We start from the raw sequence: 17,765 nt of genomic DNA, 5'->3' as shown, positions 1-17,765 counted from the left end.
GCACGGCCGGCCCGCGTCGTTGACGCACCGAATCGACTTCGGAGGCCGGCCATGCTGTTTCAGACGCCCACCCAGTATCTCGTGCTCGTGCTCTGCCTGGTCGCGGGCTGGCTGTTCGGGCTCGCCTCCAGCTCGGGCGGCCGCAAGTGGCGCGAGCGACTGCGCGCCGAGGAGGTCGAGCACAAGCGTTACCGCGAGGAAGCCGCCGCGGAACTGAAGGCGCGCGACACGCGGATTCACGAGCTGGAAGCCGAGCGCGACCGCGCGCTGCGTGCGGCGCCGGTCGGCACCGCGCCCGTCGCGGTCGCGACCGCCACGCCGGTGACGGCGGACACGCATCGCCACGAGGGGCTGGGCGGCTGGTTCGGCTGGGGTCGCGACAATCTGTCGCGCATCCGCGGCATCGACGAGGCGCAGGAGCGCGAACTCAACGACCGCGGCATCAAGACCTTCAAGGCGATCGAGACGATGAGCCCCGACGACGAGCAGGCGCTCGAAGTCCAGCTCCGCCTGCCCGCCGGCACGATCGCGCGCGACGGCTGGCGCGAACAGGCGGCGATGATCCGCGAAGGCCGCGACGACGAGCACGTTCGCCGCTGGGGTTGAGGTCTAGAAGGCGCCTCCTGCCGCCACCCCAGCGCAGGCTGGGGTCTCCGCCGAGAAAGCGGGACAGGAGCCGCGGGAGACCCGAGCTTTCGCTGGGGTGACGGTCAGAAAGTGGGTGATGGTGGGTCCGGGAACGTGACGGCTCCGCCCGCTCCCGCATCCTCACGCCTCCGCTAGAACGTTACCCACTCCGTCCCGCCCGGCCACAGCCGGTCCTCGATCCGATCGCCGGCCATCGTCAGCACCGCGAGCACCGCGAGGATGGCGATCAGGTCGACCAGCAGCACCGCCGCCCAGACGACATAGGGGTGGAAGGGTCCGATCCGATCGAACCCGTCCCGCGTCAGCTTCTGGCCCTCGCCCGGGCGATGCATGCTCATGCCGTGACCTTCAATGCTGCCTGCGCCGCCGCCAGCCGCGCGATCGGCACGCGATACGGCGAGGCGGAGACGTAATCGAGTCCGGTGCGCTCGCAGAATGCGATCGAGGCCGGGTCGCCGCCATGCTCGCCGCAGATGCCGAGCTTGACGTCGGGCCGGGTCTTGCGGCCGCGCTCGGCAGCGATCTCGATCAGCTCGCCGACGCCCTCGACATCCAGGCTCACGAACGGGTCGCGCGCGTAGATGCCCTTGTCGACGTACGCACCGAGGAAGCGGGCGGCATCGTCGCGGCTGACGCCCAGCGTCGTCTGGGTCAGGTCGTTGGTGCCGAACGAAAAGAACTCGCCGACCTCCGCGATCTCGCCCGCCTTGAGCGCCGCGCGGGGCAGCTCGATCATGGTGCCGACCAGATACTCGATGGTGCGGCCCTTTTCGGCGAACACCGCCTTCGCCGCCTTGTCGACGACGGACTTCATCAGTTCCAGTTCCTTGCGGGTGCCGACCAGCGGGATCATCACCTCCGGGATCGGCGCGTCGCCCGACTTCTCCGCGACCTCGCACGCCGCCTCGAAGATGGCGCGCGCCTGCATCTCGTAGATCTCGGGGTAGGTCACGCCGAGCCGGCAGCCGCGATGACCGAGCATCGGGTTGAACTCGTGGAGCTCGGCCGCGCGGCGCTTGAGCTGGTCGACCGCGATGCCAGCCGCCGACGCGACCTCGGCGAACTCGGCCTCTTCGTGCGGCAGGAACTCGTGCAGCGGCGGGTCGAGCAGGCGGATCGTGCAGGGAAGCCCCGCCATCACCTCGAAGATCTCGACGAAGTCGCCGCGCTGTTCGGGCAGCAGCTTGTCGAGCGCAGCGCGGCGGCCCTTCTCGTCCTCGGCCAGGATCATCTGGCGCACCGCGGTGATGCGCGATCCTTCGAAGAACATATGCTCCGTCCGGCACAGCCCGATGCCCTCGGCGCCGAAGTCGCGCGCGGTGCGGCAGTCGAGCGGCGTCTCGGCATTGGCGCGCACCTTCAGGCGGCGGACGCCGTCGGCCCATTCCATCAGCGTACCGAAGTCGCCGGCAAGCTCGGGCTGCACCGTCGGCACCAGCCCCGCCATCACCTCGCCGGTCGCGCCGTCGATGGTGAGCGTGTCGCCCTCCTTCACCTCGCGCCCGCCGACGCGCAGCACGCGCGCACGGCTGTCGATCGCGAGCGACCCCGCACCCGACACGCACGGCCGCCCCATGCCACGCGCCACCACCGCCGCGTGGCTGGTCATGCCGCCGCGCGCGGTCAGGATTCCCTTGGCCGCGTGCATGCCGTGGATGTCCTCGGGCGAGGTCTCGACACGCACCAGGATTACCGGCTCGCCGGTGGCGGCGCGACGCTCGGCGGTGTCGCTGTCGAACACCGCCACGCCCGAGGCGGCCCCCGGCGACGCCGGCAGCCCCTTGGTCAGCACGTCGCGCGGCGCTTGCGGGTCGAGCGTCGGGTGAAGCAGCTGGTCGAGTGCGGCCGGGTCGACGCGCGCGACCGCTTCCTCGCGGGTGATGAGCGCTTCCTCGGCCATCTCCACCGCGATCTTGAGCGCGGCCTTGGCGGTGCGCTTGCCGGCGCGCGTCTGGAGCATCCAGAGCTTGCCCTGCTGCACCGTGAACTCGATGTCCTGCATGTCGCGGTAATGCCGCTCCAGCCGGTCGAACACCGCCGCCAGCTCGGCATAGGCGTCGGGCATCGCCTCTTCCATCGACAGCGGCTTGGCGCCCGCACCTTCACGCGCCGCCCTGGTAAGGTACTGCGGCGTGCGGATGCCCGCGACCACGTCCTCGCCCTGCGCGTTGATCAGGAACTCGCCGTAATAGGCGTTCTCGCCGGTCGCCGGGTTGCGCGTGAAGGCGACGCCGGTGGCCGAGGTGTCGCCCATGTTGCCGAACACCATCGCCTGGACGTTGACGGCCGTGCCCCAGTCGCCGGGAATGTTGTTGAGCCGGCGATAGACCTTGGCGCGCTCCGCCTGCCACGATCCGAACACCGCGCCGATCGCGCCCCACAGCTGGTCGTGCACGTCCTGCGGGAACGGCTTGCCCCACAGCTCCTCGACCAGCGCCTTGTATTCGGCGACCAGCGCCTGCCAGTCCTCGGCGGTCAGCTCGGTGTCGAGGTTGTAGCCGTTATCCTCCTTGGCGATCTCCAGCGCTTCCTCGAAGCGGCCGTGATCGAGCTCCAGAACGACGTCCGAATACATCTGGATGAAGCGGCGGTAGCTGTCCCAGGCGAAGCGCGCGTCGCCCGACGCGGTCGCCAGCCCCTCGACCGTCCGGTCGTTGAGGCCGAGGTTGAGCACCGTGTCCATCATGCCGGGCATCGACACGCGCGCGCCCGAGCGGACCGACACCAGCAGCGGATCGGCGGCATCGCCGAACGTCTTGCCGGTCACGCCCTCGATGTGCGCGATCCCCTCGGCGACCTCGTCGCGCAACGAGTCGGGGAAGCTCTGCCCCTCCTCATAATAGCGCGTGCACATTGGGGTGGAGATGGTGAACCCCGGCGGCACCGGCAGGCCGATCGACGCCATCTCCGCCAGGTTCGCGCCCTTGCCGCCGAGCAGCGTCTTGTCGCCGGAGCCCCCGTCCGAAACTCCGCCGCCAAAACGGTACACATACTGCGTCATCGTGGTTCCTTGCGTGGGTTGGAGTGCGTTCCCTGGGGAGGAGGATCACAAACCAGACCGTCGGGCCGAGGATAGCATCAGCGCATGGGGCTGTCCGCTATCCTTCGATCCGCGAGAAATCGGCCACGCGATGCACCGCCGCGCGCACCCGCGCCAGCAACGCGAGCCGTGCCGTGCGCTTGGCGGGATCGGCATCGTTGACGGTCACCTGATCGAAGAAGGCGTCGATCGGCGCGCGCAGCGACGCGAGTGCCGCCATCGCGCCTTCGAAATCCTCCGCCTCGACCGCCGCGGCGGCACGCGGCTCGGCGGCGTCGAGCGCGGCGATCAGCGCCGCCTCGGCCGGCTCGGGCGCATAGCCGGGCGCGGTCGCCTCGGCGGCACCCTCGAAGCCTTCCTTCTTGAGGATGTTGGCCGCGCGCTTGTAGCCGGCGAGCAGGTTGGCGCCATCCTCGGTGCCGACGAACCCTTGCAGCGCCTGCACCCGCGCGAGCAGCCGGACGAGATCGTCCTCGCCACCCAATGCGAACACCGCGTCGACCAGGTCGTGACGCACGCCCGCCTCACGCTGCTGGACCTTGAGGCGGTCGGCGAAGAAGTCTAGGCTGCTGGTGTACGCGTGGTCTACAGATGGTGGCACACTCAAACGCGCGAACATCCGCCAGAAACTCCACGCCTTATAGAGGGATAGGCGGAGACTATTTGCGGTAATCAGTGAAATTACCCCGAGCGCCGCGCGACGAAGCGCGAACGGATCTTTGGATCCCGTCGGCTTTTCGTTGATCGCAAAGAACGCAAAGATCGTGTCGAGCTTGTCGGCAAGCGCCACTGCCACCGTTACCGGCGTGGTGGGGACGTCGTCGCCCTGGCCGACCGGCTTGTAATGGTCGCGGATCGCCTCGGCGACCTCGACGGGCTCGCCCTGGGCGGCGGCGTAGTAGCCGCCCATCAGCCCCTGCAATTCGGGGAACTCGCCGACCATGCCGGTGACGAGGTCCGCCTTGGCGAGGCGTGCCGCACGCTCGGCCATGTCGGCGAGGCGGGCGGTGGCGCCATCAGCCCCACCCGTCATGCCAGCGGAGGCTGGCATCTCCCGCGGCTCCTGTCCCGCGCGCTCGGGGGAGACCCCAGCCTTCGCTGGGGTGACGGGATGGGTGGTGCTGACGGGAGTGGCGAAGGGCGACGACGCCGCATCCGCCGCGCGCACGACACCCGCCTCGACCAGCCAGCGCGCGAGCTTCGCCACGCGCTCGACCTTGTCGGCGACGGTGCCGAGCTTTTCGTGGAAGACGATCTTGTCGAGCTTGGGACGCAGTTCGTCCAACGGCGTCTTGAGGTCGGTCTCGTAGAAGAACTTGGCGTCCGACAGTCGCGCCGCCAGCACCTTGCGGTTGCCCTCGACGATCTGGTCGCCGCCGTCCTCGGCATCGATGTTGGCGGTGCAGACGAACGCGTCGGCGAGATTGCCGTCGGCGTCGCGGCAGACGAAATACTTTTGGTTCACGCGCGCGGTGAGCTGGATCACCTCGGGCGGCACCGACAGATAGCTGGCGTCGAAGCGGCCGAGCAGCGGCATCGGGAATTCGGTGAGACCGGCGTTCTCGAACAACAGCCCCTCGTCCTCGACCAGGCTCAGCCCGGCGCCCTGCGCGGCGAGCTTGGCGCCTACCGCGATGCTCGCGCGGCGCTCGGCCCCGTCGACGACGACGTGGCAGGCGCGCAGCTTTTCGACGTAATCCTGCGCCGAACCGATGGTGATGACGCCGGGATGGTGGAAGCGATGGCCGACCGTCGCCGCGCCCGAAGCGACGCCGGCGACCTCGAACGGCACGACGTCTTCGTCGAGCAGCGCGACGATGCCCTGCAGCGGGCGCACCCAGCGCGGGCTTTCGGTCGAGGAAGAGGCGGCGCCCCAGCGCATCGCCTTGGGCCAGGGAAAGGCGCGGATCACCGCGGGCACGGCCTCGGCCAGCACCTCGGCAGTCGCGCGGCCCAGCTTGTCGGTGATCGCGAACAGCACGCCGTCGCGCTCGACCAGATCGTCGCGGGTCAGGCCGGTCTTGCGCAGGAAGCCTTCCAGCGCCTGCGGCGGCGCGGAGGCGCGCGGGCCCTTCACTTCCTCGCGCACCGCCTCGGTCGCGAGCGGCAGATCGCGCGCGATCAGCGCCAGCCGGCGCGGGGTCGCATAGGTGACGATCTCCGCCGTCTTGAGCCCCGCCTTGGCAAGCTCGGCCGCGAACAGCTTGGCCAGATCTTCGCGCGCCCGCTCCTGCATGCGCGCCGGGATTTCCTCCGAGCGGAGTTCGAGAAGGAAATCAGACATGCGCACTCTCCCGTGCCCCGGCGCAGGCCGGGGCCCAGAGCCACGAGCGCTGCACCTTGCAACCCTGGGCTCCTGCCTGCGCAGGAGCACGCATCCTCGCGAACGCGCGCATCATGCCGTCCACCCCGGAAAGCGCGCCTGCCATTCGGGCGTCTTCTTCTCGATCCACGCGGCGCACGCGCCCTTCGCCAGATCGCGCACCCGGCCCATATAGGCCTGGCGCTCGGCGACCGAGATCACGCCGCGCGCCTGCAACAGGTTGAAGGTGTGGCTGGCCTTGATCGCCTGCTCGTACGCCGGGATCGGCAGGTTTGCGGCAAGGCACCGCTCGCACTCGGCCGCGGCCTTGCGGAACTGGTCGAACAGCGTGTCGGTGTCGGCGACCTCGAAGTTCCAGGTCGACATCTGGACTTCGTTCTCGTGGAACACGTCGCCGTAGGTGACGCCCGCGTCGTTGAACGCCAGGTCGTACACCGAATCCTTGTTCTGGATGTACATGGCGAGGCGTTCGAGGCCGTAGGTCAGTTCGCCCGCCACCGGCTTGCAGTCGAACCCGCCCATCTGCTGGAAATAGGTGAACTGGGTGACTTCCATGCCGTCGCACCAGACTTCCCAGCCGAGACCCCAGGCGCCCAGCGTCGGCGACTCCCAGTCGTCCTCGACGAAGCGGATGTCGTGGCGGGTGAAGTCGATGCCGATCGCCGCCAGCGAGCCCAGGTAGAGCTCCTGCAGGTCGGCCGGGCTCGGCTTCAGGATCACCTGATACTGGTAATAATGCTGGAGCCGGTTCGGGTTCTCGCCATAGCGCCCGTCGGTCGGGCGGCGGCACGGCTGGACGAACGCGGCGTTCCACGGTTCCGGCCCCAGCGCGCGCAGCGTCGTGGCGGTATGGAAGGTGCCGGCGCCCATCTCCATGTCGTACGGCTGGAGGATGAGACAGCCCCGGTCGCTCCAATAGTCATGGAGCGTGAGGATCATGCGCTGGAAGCTGAGTGGCTCGGACACGGCGGCGCTTTGGCGGATGGCCCGAAAGGGGTCAAGCATCGAGCCATCCGGGGCGGTGGGAGTGTGGGTCAGCAGCCGCGGCTCTCGATCCCCGAGCGCGCGCTTGCGGCTCGAGACCCCAGCCTGCGCTGGGGCAACGGGACGTTGTCAGCACCCGGACCGCTCCCCCCACCGTCATGCCAGCGAAGGCTGGCATCTCCCGCCGCATGCGCACCGCCGCTGCCCCGAATCCTCTCCCCCACCCGCCACGCTACCGAAGCTCAACGATCGAACGCCACCGCACGCCAAGCAGTCCCGCCCCGCAACGCCGGGGAGCGTGCCCACGCGCTCCACCCGAAAGGAAGCCACCGCGCCCCACCCGCGCCCCAGGTGACGCCCGCACCCCCTCCGGCTACACCACGCCGATGCCGCTGTTCCGCCTGTTCCTCGCCGCCCTGGCGCTCTTGGTCGCCGGCCCGGCCGCGCGACCGGCGGCGGCCGCCCGCCCGGCATTGTGGGTCGTGCGCGACTCCGACACGACGATCTACCTGTTCGGATCGGTGCACGAACTCCGCCCGGACCTCGCCTGGTTTCAGGGGCCGGTGCGTCGCGCCTTCGCCGCGAGCGACACGCTGGTGCTCGAACTGGTGGCGCCGCCCGATGCCGAGGTGCAGGCGGCGCTACGCCGCGCCGCGCCACCGGCCGACGCGCCCCCGCTCCCCCAGCGCCTGCCGCCCGGCTACGCCGCCAAGCTCGCCGCGGCGATCCGCGCCGCCGGCTACCCCGAGGGCGCGTTCGACCACATGGACCCGTGGCTGGCAGCGACGTCGCTGTCGGTGCTGCCGCTGCGTCGCACCGGATACCGACGCGAGGCCGGGGTGGAGGCGGTGCTCACCGCCGCGGCGGCGCGCGCCGGCAAGCCGGTGCTGGGACTGGAGACGCAGGGCGACCAGATCGCGATGTTCGACCGGCTGCCCGAGCCGGTGCAGATCGCCATGCTGACCCGCGTCCTCGACGGGCAGGATTCCGCGACGGACGTGATGCGCCGGACCGCCGACGCCTGGAGCCGCGGCGATACCGACGCGCTCGCCGCGATCGTCGCCGAGGACCTGCGCCAGACGCCGGACGCGGTGCAGCAGCGCGTCCTCACCGATCGCAACGCCGCCTGGGCCGACTGGATCGCGCGCCGCATGGCACAACCGGGCCGCGTCTTCGTGGCGGTAGGGGTCGGCCACCTCGTCGGGCCGGGGTCGCTGCAGACCGCGCTCGCCACCAGGGGGCTGCGCGTCCGCCGGCTGGGCCCGGCAGCCGCCTCGGGCGAGCCGCATCGCTAAAGCACTGATGGCGCCAAGTGGGTCTGGACCGATGTCGCATGAGTTGCGTCGACGAACGACCCGATCGATACCGTTCCGGGTTGCTCGGGCGTCGCCCGATAGCGGACGGTTATCGCCGTTCGGGCTCCTGCTGGGGCAGGATCAGAAAGGCGTCGGCAGCGGCGGTATCGATCAGTTGTTCGTCGCTTCCGTTGATCCCGATGCGGACGGTGGACCTCCTCAGCGTCGGTCGCGCATCGGCGAGAACGACGCACGGCTTCGCGCAGTCGGTGCGAAAGGCGGGGATCAAATCGGGCACCTGCGAACCGTCTGCCGGCGCGGGCTCGACGTTCGCGATGACATAGTAGCGGCTGGCCAGTCGCTGTCGCAGCACTTCGCCCATGCTGGTCGGCGGATGTTCCTGTGTGCGCCACTGGCCGCCGCGGCGTGCAACCTTCAACACATGGCTGGTGTGCGCAAACAGAACCACGCTTTTGCCGGCGGACCGCCGAAGGGCGTTGAGCGCATTGCTTGCCATCGCCTCGTCTCGCCGGGATACCGAAATCCAGGCGTCGTTCGGGATCGAGCCTGGCGTCACTGCCGTGGGAATGCCGTCGAACACCGCCGCGCTCTGCAAGACGATCCGGCCGCAGGTGCGCGCTTCCACGGACGCGGTCGGCGACAGCGCGGCGTTCAGCCGATCCGCGAGGTCGCGGAAGGCGGCCTTCTGCCGCGTCGTCACCGTAGGGGCGCCCAGTCCAGGCTTCACCGCTTCGAGGAACCGGGCGGTCAGCGTAGCGCGGCGTTTCGCATCTCCAACCCCTTCGAGCGCGCAGCGCACGGGGGCCATCGTCGGCGCGCTGTCGAGCGGACCGCCGAGGCTCAGATCGATTCCGATCACGCCTACTTTGTCGCGCTCCGCCCGGAGCGCATTTGCAGCGCGCAGGTCGCGTAGCAGCGCGACGTTCGCTTCGAACGCCCCGAACCCGGACGTGAACCCGTGTTTCGCGACATCGGCTGCCTCTCCGGCTCCGCCGCGGACGAACGCATCCAGCAGGCGCGATTCGGCAAAGCCCGTCTCCAACGCAACCCAGCCGATCCTTCCCTCGTCGACGAGTTGCAGGATCAGGCGATTGCGGGCGCGAAGGATATCCTCGTTGCCATGCGAGGCTTCCCCCAACGCCAGTATCTGCTGCTCCCCGATCGGAAACGCATCGGCATCGAGCGGGACTATGCCGGCGGCGTCATCAACGCTGCGCGCCGGCAAGGATGCGCCAAGCGGGGCCGCAGCTATCATCGCGATGGCAGCAACGCCGCCGAACCAGCTGCGTGTCATCCCTTCTCCCCGCACGAACCAGGCGTTGTCCGCGGTCGGCGAGCATGGGGCGAACGCCGCCTTTCAGCAATCCACCCGTTCCGGCCGTTCCATAAGAGGCGCGCGGCACCGTTGCTTGGCGCGCACGGCCCACTTGCCGGTTGAAGGACACGTCTGGATTACAAGCGGTCCGCGCAACGCGATGCATCGCCTGCCCGTGCATGCTCCATTTTCGACCCGCCCCCGCGGTTCAGCCCTCGCGGCGCACCGCCGCAACGGTACCGATACGGCCACTCACTCCACTCGCCGCGCGAGGTACAGCATGTCGCGGAAGCGCGAGCGGTAGGGGATCACCAGCGGCACCGGCTGGCCGAGCAGCTTCTTGACCAGCGCCTTGGCGGCCCAGCCGGCGGTGTCGAGGCGGACGGCATCGCAGCGATACGGCTCGAACCCGGCATTCCTGAGAAACGCCTCTAGTTGCTCGCGGCCGGCGAACACCAGATGGTCGGGCAGGTCGAGCCGATCCGGATAGCCGTCTGCACTGGCGAGGTCGGCGCCGTTTCCGGTCACCAGCAGCAGCGTCCCCCCGGGCCGCACCAGCCGCCGGATGTCGCGCAGGAAGGCGGCCGGGTCGGGCAGGTGCGAAAAGACGTTCACCAGCGACACGAAGTCGAAGCGCTCGCGCACCTCCGCCAGCCGCTCGGACCCGACCGGCAGGCCGCGTGCACGCGCATGCGCCGCCTTGACCGCCATCGGCTCGATCCCGCGAATGCGCGATCCGGCCGGCAAAACGGTGCCCAGCGCCTCGACCAGTTCGCCGAAGCCCGCGCCGATATCGAGCCACGAGACCGGATCCTGCCCCACTTCGCCCGCCAGCACCCGCCGCATGCGCGCGCGATACCGCGCGAGCTTTCGCCGGCTGGGCGTGTAGACGACCGACAGCGCGCCGGCCTCGTGGCGATGCTGGCCGGTGCGGGTGGCCTCGCTGATCGCCTCGTCGACCGGGCGCGGCGAGACATAGACCAGCCCGCAGCCGACGCATTTCACCGCCGAATAGCCGTTCTCCCAACCCCATCCCCAGGCATCGGATTGCCCGCAGAGTGGACAGGCAACCGCGACCTGTGCCGCGACCGCCTGCATCGGCCCCTCGCCCGCGAGCATGCCGGTCCCGTGCGCGACGGGATCGGCATGCTGCGGAGCCAGCCGGAGCGCCGAGGACGGGTTCACGCCGCCTGCGCGATGCCGCCGGTGTAGCCCAGGCTTTCGAGGTAGTTCTCGAGCGCGTTGAACTCAGTGGTCTGAGAATTGCCGGGCAGGTTGCTGATCACGTCGGCCAGCCACACCGTCTGGGTGTCGCCGCTCTGCGAGGTCAGCGTCAGGCGCACGTCCTGACGATCGCCGTTCTCGAAGAAGCTGTCGGGCAACGTCGCGAATTCGGCACCGGTGATCGTCACGCCGTTCTTCAGCTCCAGCGTATCGCCCTCGTACCGCTTGAAGTCCTTGATGACGTCGACAGTGCCGTCGGTGTACTGGAAGTCGTCGAACACGAACCGGTCCGCGTCATAGCCGCCGACCAGGATATCGTTGCCCGATCCGCCGAACAGGATGTCGCGGCCTGAATCTCCCTGCAGATAGTCGTTGCCGTGGCCGCCGGCGAGATTGTCGTCGCCCGAGCCGCCGCGCAGGATGTCGTTGCCGTAGCCGCCGTTGAGCCGATCGCTGCCGGCATGACCCGACATCACGTCGTCCTCGTCGCTGCCGACGAGGGTGCTCTTGCCCGGAGTACCATTGTAATAGGCCATCGCTTTTCTCCCAAGAAAATGCGTCCGACCAGTGACCGCAATGTCGAACGATCAAGAACAGGCACCGGCAATCCCGCGCCCGAAGACAATGTGCCGCACCAGAGATCGCGCGGCAATTGCAGCCCGCACTTAGTGGACGCGATACTAGTCCGAACTGGACTCACCCTTTACCACTACGGACCCATATCGCTGTGACTGCATGACGGGACTCGGCACGCGACATCTTTCCCGTTCATGCGGCAGCGCCCACCAACGTCAGCAACTCGCCCGCGACCGAATCCCAGTCCGCCACATCGCCGCGCGGCCCCCGCCCCCGCGCCAGTGCCGCCCGCAGGGCATCCTCGGCGCCGCGCGGATGACCGGGATCATAGGCGAAGCCCCCGGCAAGCCCGCCGATGGCGAAGCCGGGGCCGACCACCGGCAGCCCGCAATAGCGATACTGGAGGTTCTTGAGGCTCGACTCGGCAAGGTAGGAGAGGCCCGGCACGGCGCGATAGAGCGCGAGGCCCACGTCGGCATGCTGCACGAACGGCACGAGCCGCTCGAACGGCTGCCCGCCCCACGCGATCAGGTTCGGCGGCGGCGCAAAGCCAAGCGGCGTGCGGCCGAAATAGTGGAAACGGACGTGCGGGAACCGTCCCGCCAGCCAGGCTAGCAGCATCTGGTCGAGCATCATGTCGCCGATCAGCACGGCGTTCGGACCGCCGTCGTACGGCGAGGGCGAGGCGCGATCGAACGCGCGTCGATCGATGCCGTGGCGGACCAGCGCCGCGCGCGCGCCCGGAAGGTCGTCGAGCAGCGCCGCCGAGGGCACGCGCACCAGATCGTAGCGCGGCGCGTCGGCGCGCAGCCGCCGATCGAGCCCCGGGTGCATGCCCACCACGGTCAGACGATCGCTCATGCTGTAGAGGATCCGCGCCTGGTGGGCGATGCCGCGGATGCGGCGGAACAGCGCCACCGCCGCGCAGCTCTCGATCACCACCAGCCGCGCCTCGCGCAGCGGCCGGACGATCGCACGCGGCAGCATCGCGCCATAGACCGCGATCAGCGGAGCCGCGAGCCACTGCCCCCATCGTCCGCTCGCACCGACAGGATGGACCGGCGGCACCCACAGGAAGCCGCGCATGCCGTCCACCTCGTACCAGCGGTTCCGCGGCACGTCGGGAAGCGCCTGGAGCTTGTTGCCCGACCGCAGCCGGCTCAGCCAGCTCAGTTGGGTGGTGACGACGTGCACGCGATAGCCCCGCCGCGCCAGCGCCTCGGCCAGGAACACCATGCTGGTCTTGCGCGCGCCCAGTCCGATGGTCTGTTGCGTGAACAGGAACGCGGCGCCCCTGTCCGCGCCGTCGATCGGCACAGCTTCGTCGAGCAGAATGTCGCCTGCCATAGCTTCTCCCCACCGGCGCGACTGCACCGTTAGCCGAGAAGGTCTCTTCGGAACGTTGGGAGAACAAGATCGGATAGGTTCAATACTGCCGCACTTGTTCGAGCACCGGACTTCTCCGTTGCGCGGGCCGTTTGTACCTCTTGAGCATGATGGAAAAAGCCTCGGACGGATGGTGGCATTGGCTGCCACAGTCGACCGCCAGCCTCGTGCGCTGGCTGCTCGGCGAGCCGCCTGTCGCCATGCCGCTACCGTCCGAGGGACCGACGACCTCCGAGCCGCCAGTGCGAGCGCCGGCAAGTCGATCCGTCGTGGAGACGATCGCGCCTGCCGACGAACGCGACCCGGACGCGACGCAGGAGAGCAGTCAGGCGGCGCGCCGCTTCGCCGTCGCGGCCGGCGCGCAGTCGCCGCGGGCGCGGGTGATCGCAGCATTCGATGCCGCGCAGCCGGTGGACGATCGCTACGAACTGCTCGGGCGGATGGCCGAGCTCAACCGCCTGGTCGACGGCGTGGTCGAGCGCCACCAGCATGCGGTGATCTTCGGCGCGCGGGGATCGGGCAAGACGTCGCTTGCGCGAACCTTCGGCGACCTGGCCGACGAGGCGGACTGCCTCGCGCTCTACCATGCGGCGACCGGCGACAGCGGGTTCGTCGAGCTGCTGCGCCCCTATCTGCCGTTTCTGGTTGCGGAGGCGCGTCCCGCTGGTCGCGCCGAGATCTCCGCGCTGGCGGACCGCGATTTCACCGCCCGCGAGCTCGTCAGCGCCGTGGTGCCGGCATTGTCGCGGCGCGTGTTCCTGATCGTCGACGAGTTCGACCGGATCGCAGCTGCCGAAACCAAGGCGCAGCTTGCGAGTCTCCTCAAGCTGCTGTCCGACACGCGCGCGCCGCTGCAAATCCTGCTGGCAGGCATCGCCGCCGATGTGGAGGCGCTGATCGACGCCCATCTCTCGCTCCGCCGTCACCTCATCGCGGTGCCGGTGCGCCCGTTCGACTCGCGCGCGGTGGAGGCGGTAATCGACGAGGGTACCCGCCGCTGCGGCATCGCCTTTCCGGCCGAAACGCGCGCGGCGATCGCTGCCGTGGCAGCGGGGTCGCCCTACCATGTGCGCCTGTTCTGCCAGGCGGCGGCGCTCGCCGCGCTGGAAACCGGCCGCGACGCCGTCGACGCCGCGACGGTGCGTGCCGGGTTGCAGGCGAGTCTCGACGACTGGGCGACGGTCAACGCGCCGGTCGCACTGCTCTTCGACCGCCTCGCCGAGCATCCGGAGTTGCATCCACGGCTGCGTTCGCTCGCCTGCGATGCGGCGACGCACCAGCAGGTCGCGGTGGACGCGGTGCCCCACACCCTGGCCCCGGCGCTGACGATCGGCGGCGACGGGCTGGCATGCTTCGCCGACACGCTGGCGCCGCAGTTCCTGCTCGCGCGGCTGCACCTCGCCGGGGATGCGTTGGCTCCCGACCTTTCAACAACGTCGCCACCCAGCCGGAGATTCGCCTGATGAGACTGCGCTCCAGCGCCCTCGCCCGCCATCCCGACCTTCGGGACGTCTCCCGCGGGCCAGCCGCGGCATTCGGCCGGAGCGATGCCGCGGCGATCGAACCGGCGGGCGGCGACATCCCTTTGCTCGCGCCCGGCGATCCGCGCGTCGATCCGCGGATCGCGACGGCGTTCGCGGGCCGTAGCGACATGGCGACCCAGGTGCGCGACCTCCGCAGCGCGTTGTCGAGCCGCTGGCACGCCGATGCTCCCGACGTCCGGCGCAGCGTCGCGCTGGTCGGAGCCGATCCCGCCGCGGACGTGGCGACGGTTGCGGCCAATCTCGCGGTGGCCTCGGCGCAGTTCGGCTGGCGCACGCTGCTGGTCGACGGCGATCTGGCGGCGCCCGCACAGCACCGCCTGTTCCGCCTGCCCGGCGATGCCGGACTCTCGACGCTGCTGCTGCAGCGAGCCCCGGCCGAGCTCCAGCCGACCGCGATCGAGCGGCTGTCGCTGCTCGCCGCCGGGCCGGCCCCGGCCAGCCCCACCGAACTGATCGAGCGCCAGCCGCTGCTCGATGCGCTCGACGGAGTCCTCGCACGACAACGGCTGGTACTGCTCAGCCTGCCGATGCGGGGGCAACCGCCGCGCTTCGGGGCGATCGACACGATCCTGAGCGGCTTCGACGGTGCCCTGACGGTCGCCAGCCGCCACCGCAGCGCGCTCGGCGCGCTTCAGCGGCTCGTGGAGATGCTGGAAGAGGGCGGGGTTCCGCTGCTGGGAACGGTGGTGGTGTGACGCGGCGGCGGGCGGCGGGCGGCGGGCGGCGGTGTTCACCAAGTGGGAGATGCCAGCCTTTGCTGGCATGACGGAGGGCTTGTGGTCTTTTCGCGGTGGCGCTCCCGAGTAGCGACCGTCTCCCTGCCGGCCCGCGTGGTGTTCACGCATTCAGCGGCCGCCGTTCGCGATCGACATTTCCCCGGCCTTGCAATGACAACTCAGCTTTTCAGCCCCTCCACCATGTCCACCGCCAGCTGGCTGAGCGTGTCGTCGCGGGCGCCCATGATGACGATGCGGTCGCCGGGCTTGGCCTCCGCCACCAGATGCGCGGCGGCGGCGGCGCGTTCAGGGATGTGGCGGGCGTCGATGCCGGCGACGGCTAGGTCGGCGACGATGTCGGCGCTGGTCACCTCGCGGGCGACGGTGCCGCCCTGATAGACCGGGTCGGGCAGCACCAGCCGGTCGCCGGGGGCGAGCCTGGCGAGGAACATCGCGACCAGCTCGCGGCGCATCACCTTCAACGGGCCATAGCCGTGCGGCTGGAACAGCAGCAGCAACCGGCCGGGAAAGTCGTGGAGCGTGTCGAGCGTGGCGCCGATCTTGTCGGGGTTGTGGCCGAAGTCGTCGAGCACCGCGACGCCGTTCGCCTCCCCCACCAGCTCGAAGCGGCGCTTGAGGCCGGCGAAGCCCTCGATCGCGGCGGCGGCTTCGTCGCGGTCGATGCCGGCGGCCACCGCGGCACCGATCGCGGCGAGCGCGTTGGCGACATTGTGGCGGCCGGGGACGCCCAGCCGCACGCGGCGGCGGGTGCCCTCGGCGACGAGGTCGAAGGCGATGCCGAACGGCTCTGGTGCCAGCGCCTCGGCCGACAGGTCTGCCGGAGCCTCGACCGCGAAGCTCAGCAGCTTGGCCGAGGGGATTGCGGCGGCAAGCGCGGCGGACTCGGAGTCGCCGACGTTCACCACCGCCGTCTGCGCGCGCTCGGCAAAGCTCCCGAACAGAGCGCGCAGTTCCTCCAGCGTCTTGTGATCGAGGCTGACGTTGTTGAGCACCGCGACGCGCGGGCGGTAGAAGGTGATCGAGCCGTCGCTTTCGTCCACTTCGCTCACGAACGCGTCGCCCGCGCCCACCAATGCGCTGGCGAACGGTGCGTCCGGGGTCGCGAAATTCTTCATCACCGCGCCGTTCATCACCGTGGGGTCGCGGCCGACGGCATGGAGAATCCAGGCGATCATGCCGGTGACGGTCGACTTGCCGCTGGTGCCGGCGACGCCGATGCTTAAGCGACTGGCGTTGAACAGCTCGGCGAGCAGTTGCGGGCGGGTCATCCGCCGGGCGCCCACCCGGTCGGCGGCGACCATGTCGGCGACGGTCGCCTCGACCGCGGCCGAGGCGACGACGGTCTGGTCCGCCGACACGATGCCGCTGCCGTCCTGGGGAGACAGCGCAATGCCCTGCGCCCGCAGCGCCGCGAACTTCGCGGCCAGCGCCGGATTGTCGAGCGCCCGGTCGGAGCCCGCGACGGTCGCGCCGCGCCGCGCGAGGATAGTCGCGAGCGGGAGCATGCCGCTGCCGCCGATGCCGACGAGGAAGAAGGATTTGCCGTGGTCCATTTCCCCGCGCTATCGGCGGGGCGGCCGGGGGGCAAGCCGCTGGCGCGTCGCCGGTGGGCAGGCCGGCTCATGCGAAAGGCAGTTCATGCGCATCGGTATCGTCGCCCCCGCCCGCGCGATCACGCCCGAAGCGGCCGCGCGCGTGCAGGCGTTCGCGGCGATCACCTTTCCGCAGGTCGACGTGGTGGTGCATCCGCAATGCTTTCTGGAGGCCGGGCATTTCGCCGGCAGCGATGCCGAGCGTGCGGCGGCGTTCCTGGAGTTCGCCAACGACCCCGGCTTCGACGCGATCTGGTTCGCGCGCGGCGGCTATGGGTCGAACCGGATCCTGGGCACGGTGCTGCCGAAGCTCAACCGCGCGGCGGCGGCCAAGACCTATCTCGGCTATTCGGACATGGGGTTCGTGCTGGGGGCGCTCTATGCGCGGCGGATCGGGCGGCCGGTGCACGGGCCGATGCCGATCGACGTCGGCCGCTCGGACGCGGGCGCCTCGGTGGGGCGGGCGCTGGCGTGGCTGGTCAACGGCGACCGGCGCGTGCTGGAGCCGAACCTGGACGGGCGGCCAGCGGCGGCGTTCAACCTCGCCATTCTCGACGCGCTGGTGGGGACGCCGTGGCTGCCCGACCTGACCGACCACGTCCTCTACGTCGAGGAGGTGTCGGAGGCAGTCTATCGCATCGACCGGATGCTGTTCACGGTCGGCAACGCGACGCAGTTGCATGGGCTGGCCGGCATCCGCCTGGGCCAGGTCACCGACGTGCCGGAGAACGGCGAGTTCGGCGAGACGCTGGAGCAGATCGTCACCCGCTGGGCCGGCGTGCTGGGGGTGCCGTATCTGGGGCGCGCGGCGATCGGGCATGCCGCGGGGAACATGGTGGTGCCGTTCGGGGCGGTGTGAGGCGCTTCGTCATCCCGGCAACGACCGGGCCTTTGCAAAGCGGGCGCCACTGTCCCTATCGTCATCCTGACGAAAGTCAGGATCCATTGCCGCTTCGCTTGCGCCTCTAGCGCTGCGTGTCTGGATGCCCCGAGTTCACAAACGAAGTGCAACACCAGGTTGAGGTGTTGCGATGGGAACCAGGTACCGACAGCTCTCGTATGCGGAACGGTGTGCGATTG

At 69.9% G+C, this 17,765-nt stretch carries 14 protein-coding genes; 5 read left to right on the top strand and 9 right to left on the bottom strand.

Annotated features, from left to right (window positions below):
• Positions 1 to 51: 51 nt before the first annotated feature.
• Positions 52 to 606, top strand: coding sequence for a hypothetical protein (locus tag ACBY01_RS06900; protein ID WP_416460063.1), 555 nt, complete (start codon positions 52 to 54; stop codon positions 604 to 606).
• A 173-nt stretch (positions 607 to 779) separates the two neighbouring features.
• Here ACBY01_RS06900 and ACBY01_RS06895 read toward each other — a convergent pair whose 3' ends face one another.
• The 4 genes from ACBY01_RS06895 to ACBY01_RS06880 all read right to left on the bottom strand — a co-directional run bounded on the left by ACBY01_RS06895 (position 780) and on the right by ACBY01_RS06880 (position 6,950).
• Positions 780 to 986 carry a hypothetical protein gene (locus ACBY01_RS06895; protein ID WP_416460062.1) on the bottom strand — a complete coding sequence of 69 codons (207 nt, stop codon included), beginning with the start codon at positions 984 to 986 and terminating at the stop codon, positions 780 to 782.
• Positions 983 to 3,649 carry a pyruvate, phosphate dikinase gene (ppdK, locus tag ACBY01_RS06890; RefSeq protein ID WP_416460061.1) on the bottom strand — a complete coding sequence of 889 codons (2,667 nt, stop codon included), beginning with the start codon at positions 3,647 to 3,649 and terminating at the stop codon, positions 983 to 985. The genes ACBY01_RS06895 and ppdK overlap by 4 nt, the downstream gene beginning before the upstream one ends.
• A 97-nt stretch (positions 3,650 to 3,746) precedes the next feature.
• Positions 3,747 to 5,972, bottom strand: a complete 2,226-nt coding sequence (glyS, locus tag ACBY01_RS06885; RefSeq protein ID WP_416460059.1) for a glycine--tRNA ligase subunit beta — start codon at positions 5,970 to 5,972, stop codon at positions 3,747 to 3,749.
• 111 nt (positions 5,973 to 6,083) lie between these two features.
• A complete protein-coding gene (locus ACBY01_RS06880) occupies positions 6,084 to 6,950 on the bottom strand; it encodes a glycine--tRNA ligase subunit alpha (RefSeq protein WP_416460149.1) in 867 nt (288 codons plus the stop codon).
• Between the two features lie 431 nt (positions 6,951 to 7,381).
• Here ACBY01_RS06880 and ACBY01_RS06875 point away from each other — a divergent pair, with 431 nt between their 5' ends.
• Entirely contained in the window at positions 7,382 to 8,290 is a 909-nt protein-coding gene (locus ACBY01_RS06875) for a TraB/GumN family protein (protein ID WP_416460058.1), read from the top strand.
• A 109-nt stretch (positions 8,291 to 8,399) separates the two neighbouring features.
• Here the strand turns inward: ACBY01_RS06875 and ACBY01_RS06870 are convergent, their stop codons facing one another.
• From ACBY01_RS06870 to ACBY01_RS06855, 4 genes are all read right to left on the bottom strand, one after another.
• A complete protein-coding gene (locus tag ACBY01_RS06870; protein ID WP_416460057.1) occupies positions 8,400 to 9,605 on the bottom strand; it encodes an erythromycin esterase family protein in 1,206 nt (401 codons plus the stop codon).
• Positions 9,606 to 9,878: 273 nt separating this feature from the next.
• A complete protein-coding gene (locus ACBY01_RS06865; protein ID WP_416460056.1) occupies positions 9,879 to 10,811 on the bottom strand; it encodes a methyltransferase domain-containing protein in 933 nt (310 codons plus the stop codon).
• Positions 10,808 to 11,386: a calcium-binding protein gene (locus ACBY01_RS06860; protein ID WP_416460055.1), complete on the bottom strand. Its 579-nt coding sequence runs from the start codon at positions 11,384 to 11,386 to the stop codon at positions 10,808 to 10,810. The genes ACBY01_RS06865 and ACBY01_RS06860 overlap by 4 nt, the downstream gene beginning before the upstream one ends.
• Positions 11,387 to 11,618: 232 nt before the next feature.
• A complete protein-coding gene (locus tag ACBY01_RS06855; protein ID WP_416460054.1) occupies positions 11,619 to 12,773 on the bottom strand; it encodes a GumK N-terminal domain-containing glycosyltransferase in 1,155 nt (384 codons plus the stop codon).
• 146 nt (positions 12,774 to 12,919) lie between these two features.
• Here ACBY01_RS06855 and ACBY01_RS06850 point away from each other — a divergent pair, with 146 nt between their 5' ends.
• Together ACBY01_RS06850 and ACBY01_RS06845 are read left to right on the top strand one after the other, a co-directional pair.
• Positions 12,920 to 14,275, top strand: a complete 1,356-nt coding sequence (locus ACBY01_RS06850) for an ATP-binding protein (protein ID WP_416460053.1) — start codon at positions 12,920 to 12,922, stop codon at positions 14,273 to 14,275.
• Positions 14,275 to 15,051 carry a P-loop NTPase family protein gene (locus ACBY01_RS06845; RefSeq protein WP_416460052.1) on the top strand — a complete coding sequence of 259 codons (777 nt, stop codon included), beginning with the start codon at positions 14,275 to 14,277 and terminating at the stop codon, positions 15,049 to 15,051. Before ACBY01_RS06850 ends, ACBY01_RS06845 begins: the two co-directional genes overlap by 1 nt.
• A gap of 200 nt (positions 15,052 to 15,251) precedes the next feature.
• Here the strand turns inward: ACBY01_RS06845 and ACBY01_RS06840 are convergent, their stop codons facing one another.
• On the bottom strand, positions 15,252 to 16,646 hold the full coding sequence (locus ACBY01_RS06840) for a glutamate ligase domain-containing protein (protein WP_416460051.1): 1,395 nt from the start codon (positions 16,644 to 16,646) through the stop codon (positions 15,252 to 15,254).
• A gap of 85 nt (positions 16,647 to 16,731) precedes the next feature.
• On the opposite strand from ACBY01_RS06840, the gene ACBY01_RS06835 reads away from it, so the two are divergent.
• The gene (locus ACBY01_RS06835) at positions 16,732 to 17,544 is read left to right on the top strand and encodes an LD-carboxypeptidase (protein WP_416460050.1); all 813 of its coding nucleotides are present in this window, start codon (positions 16,732 to 16,734) and stop codon (positions 17,542 to 17,544) included.
• Positions 17,545 to 17,765 lie beyond the last annotated feature (221 nt).

The organism is Sphingomonas mangrovi (genome assembly GCF_047975845.1).
Lineage (GTDB): Bacteria > Pseudomonadota > Alphaproteobacteria > Sphingomonadales > Sphingomonadaceae > Sphingomonas.
This window is presented reverse-complemented; position numbering and strand designations above follow the sequence as displayed.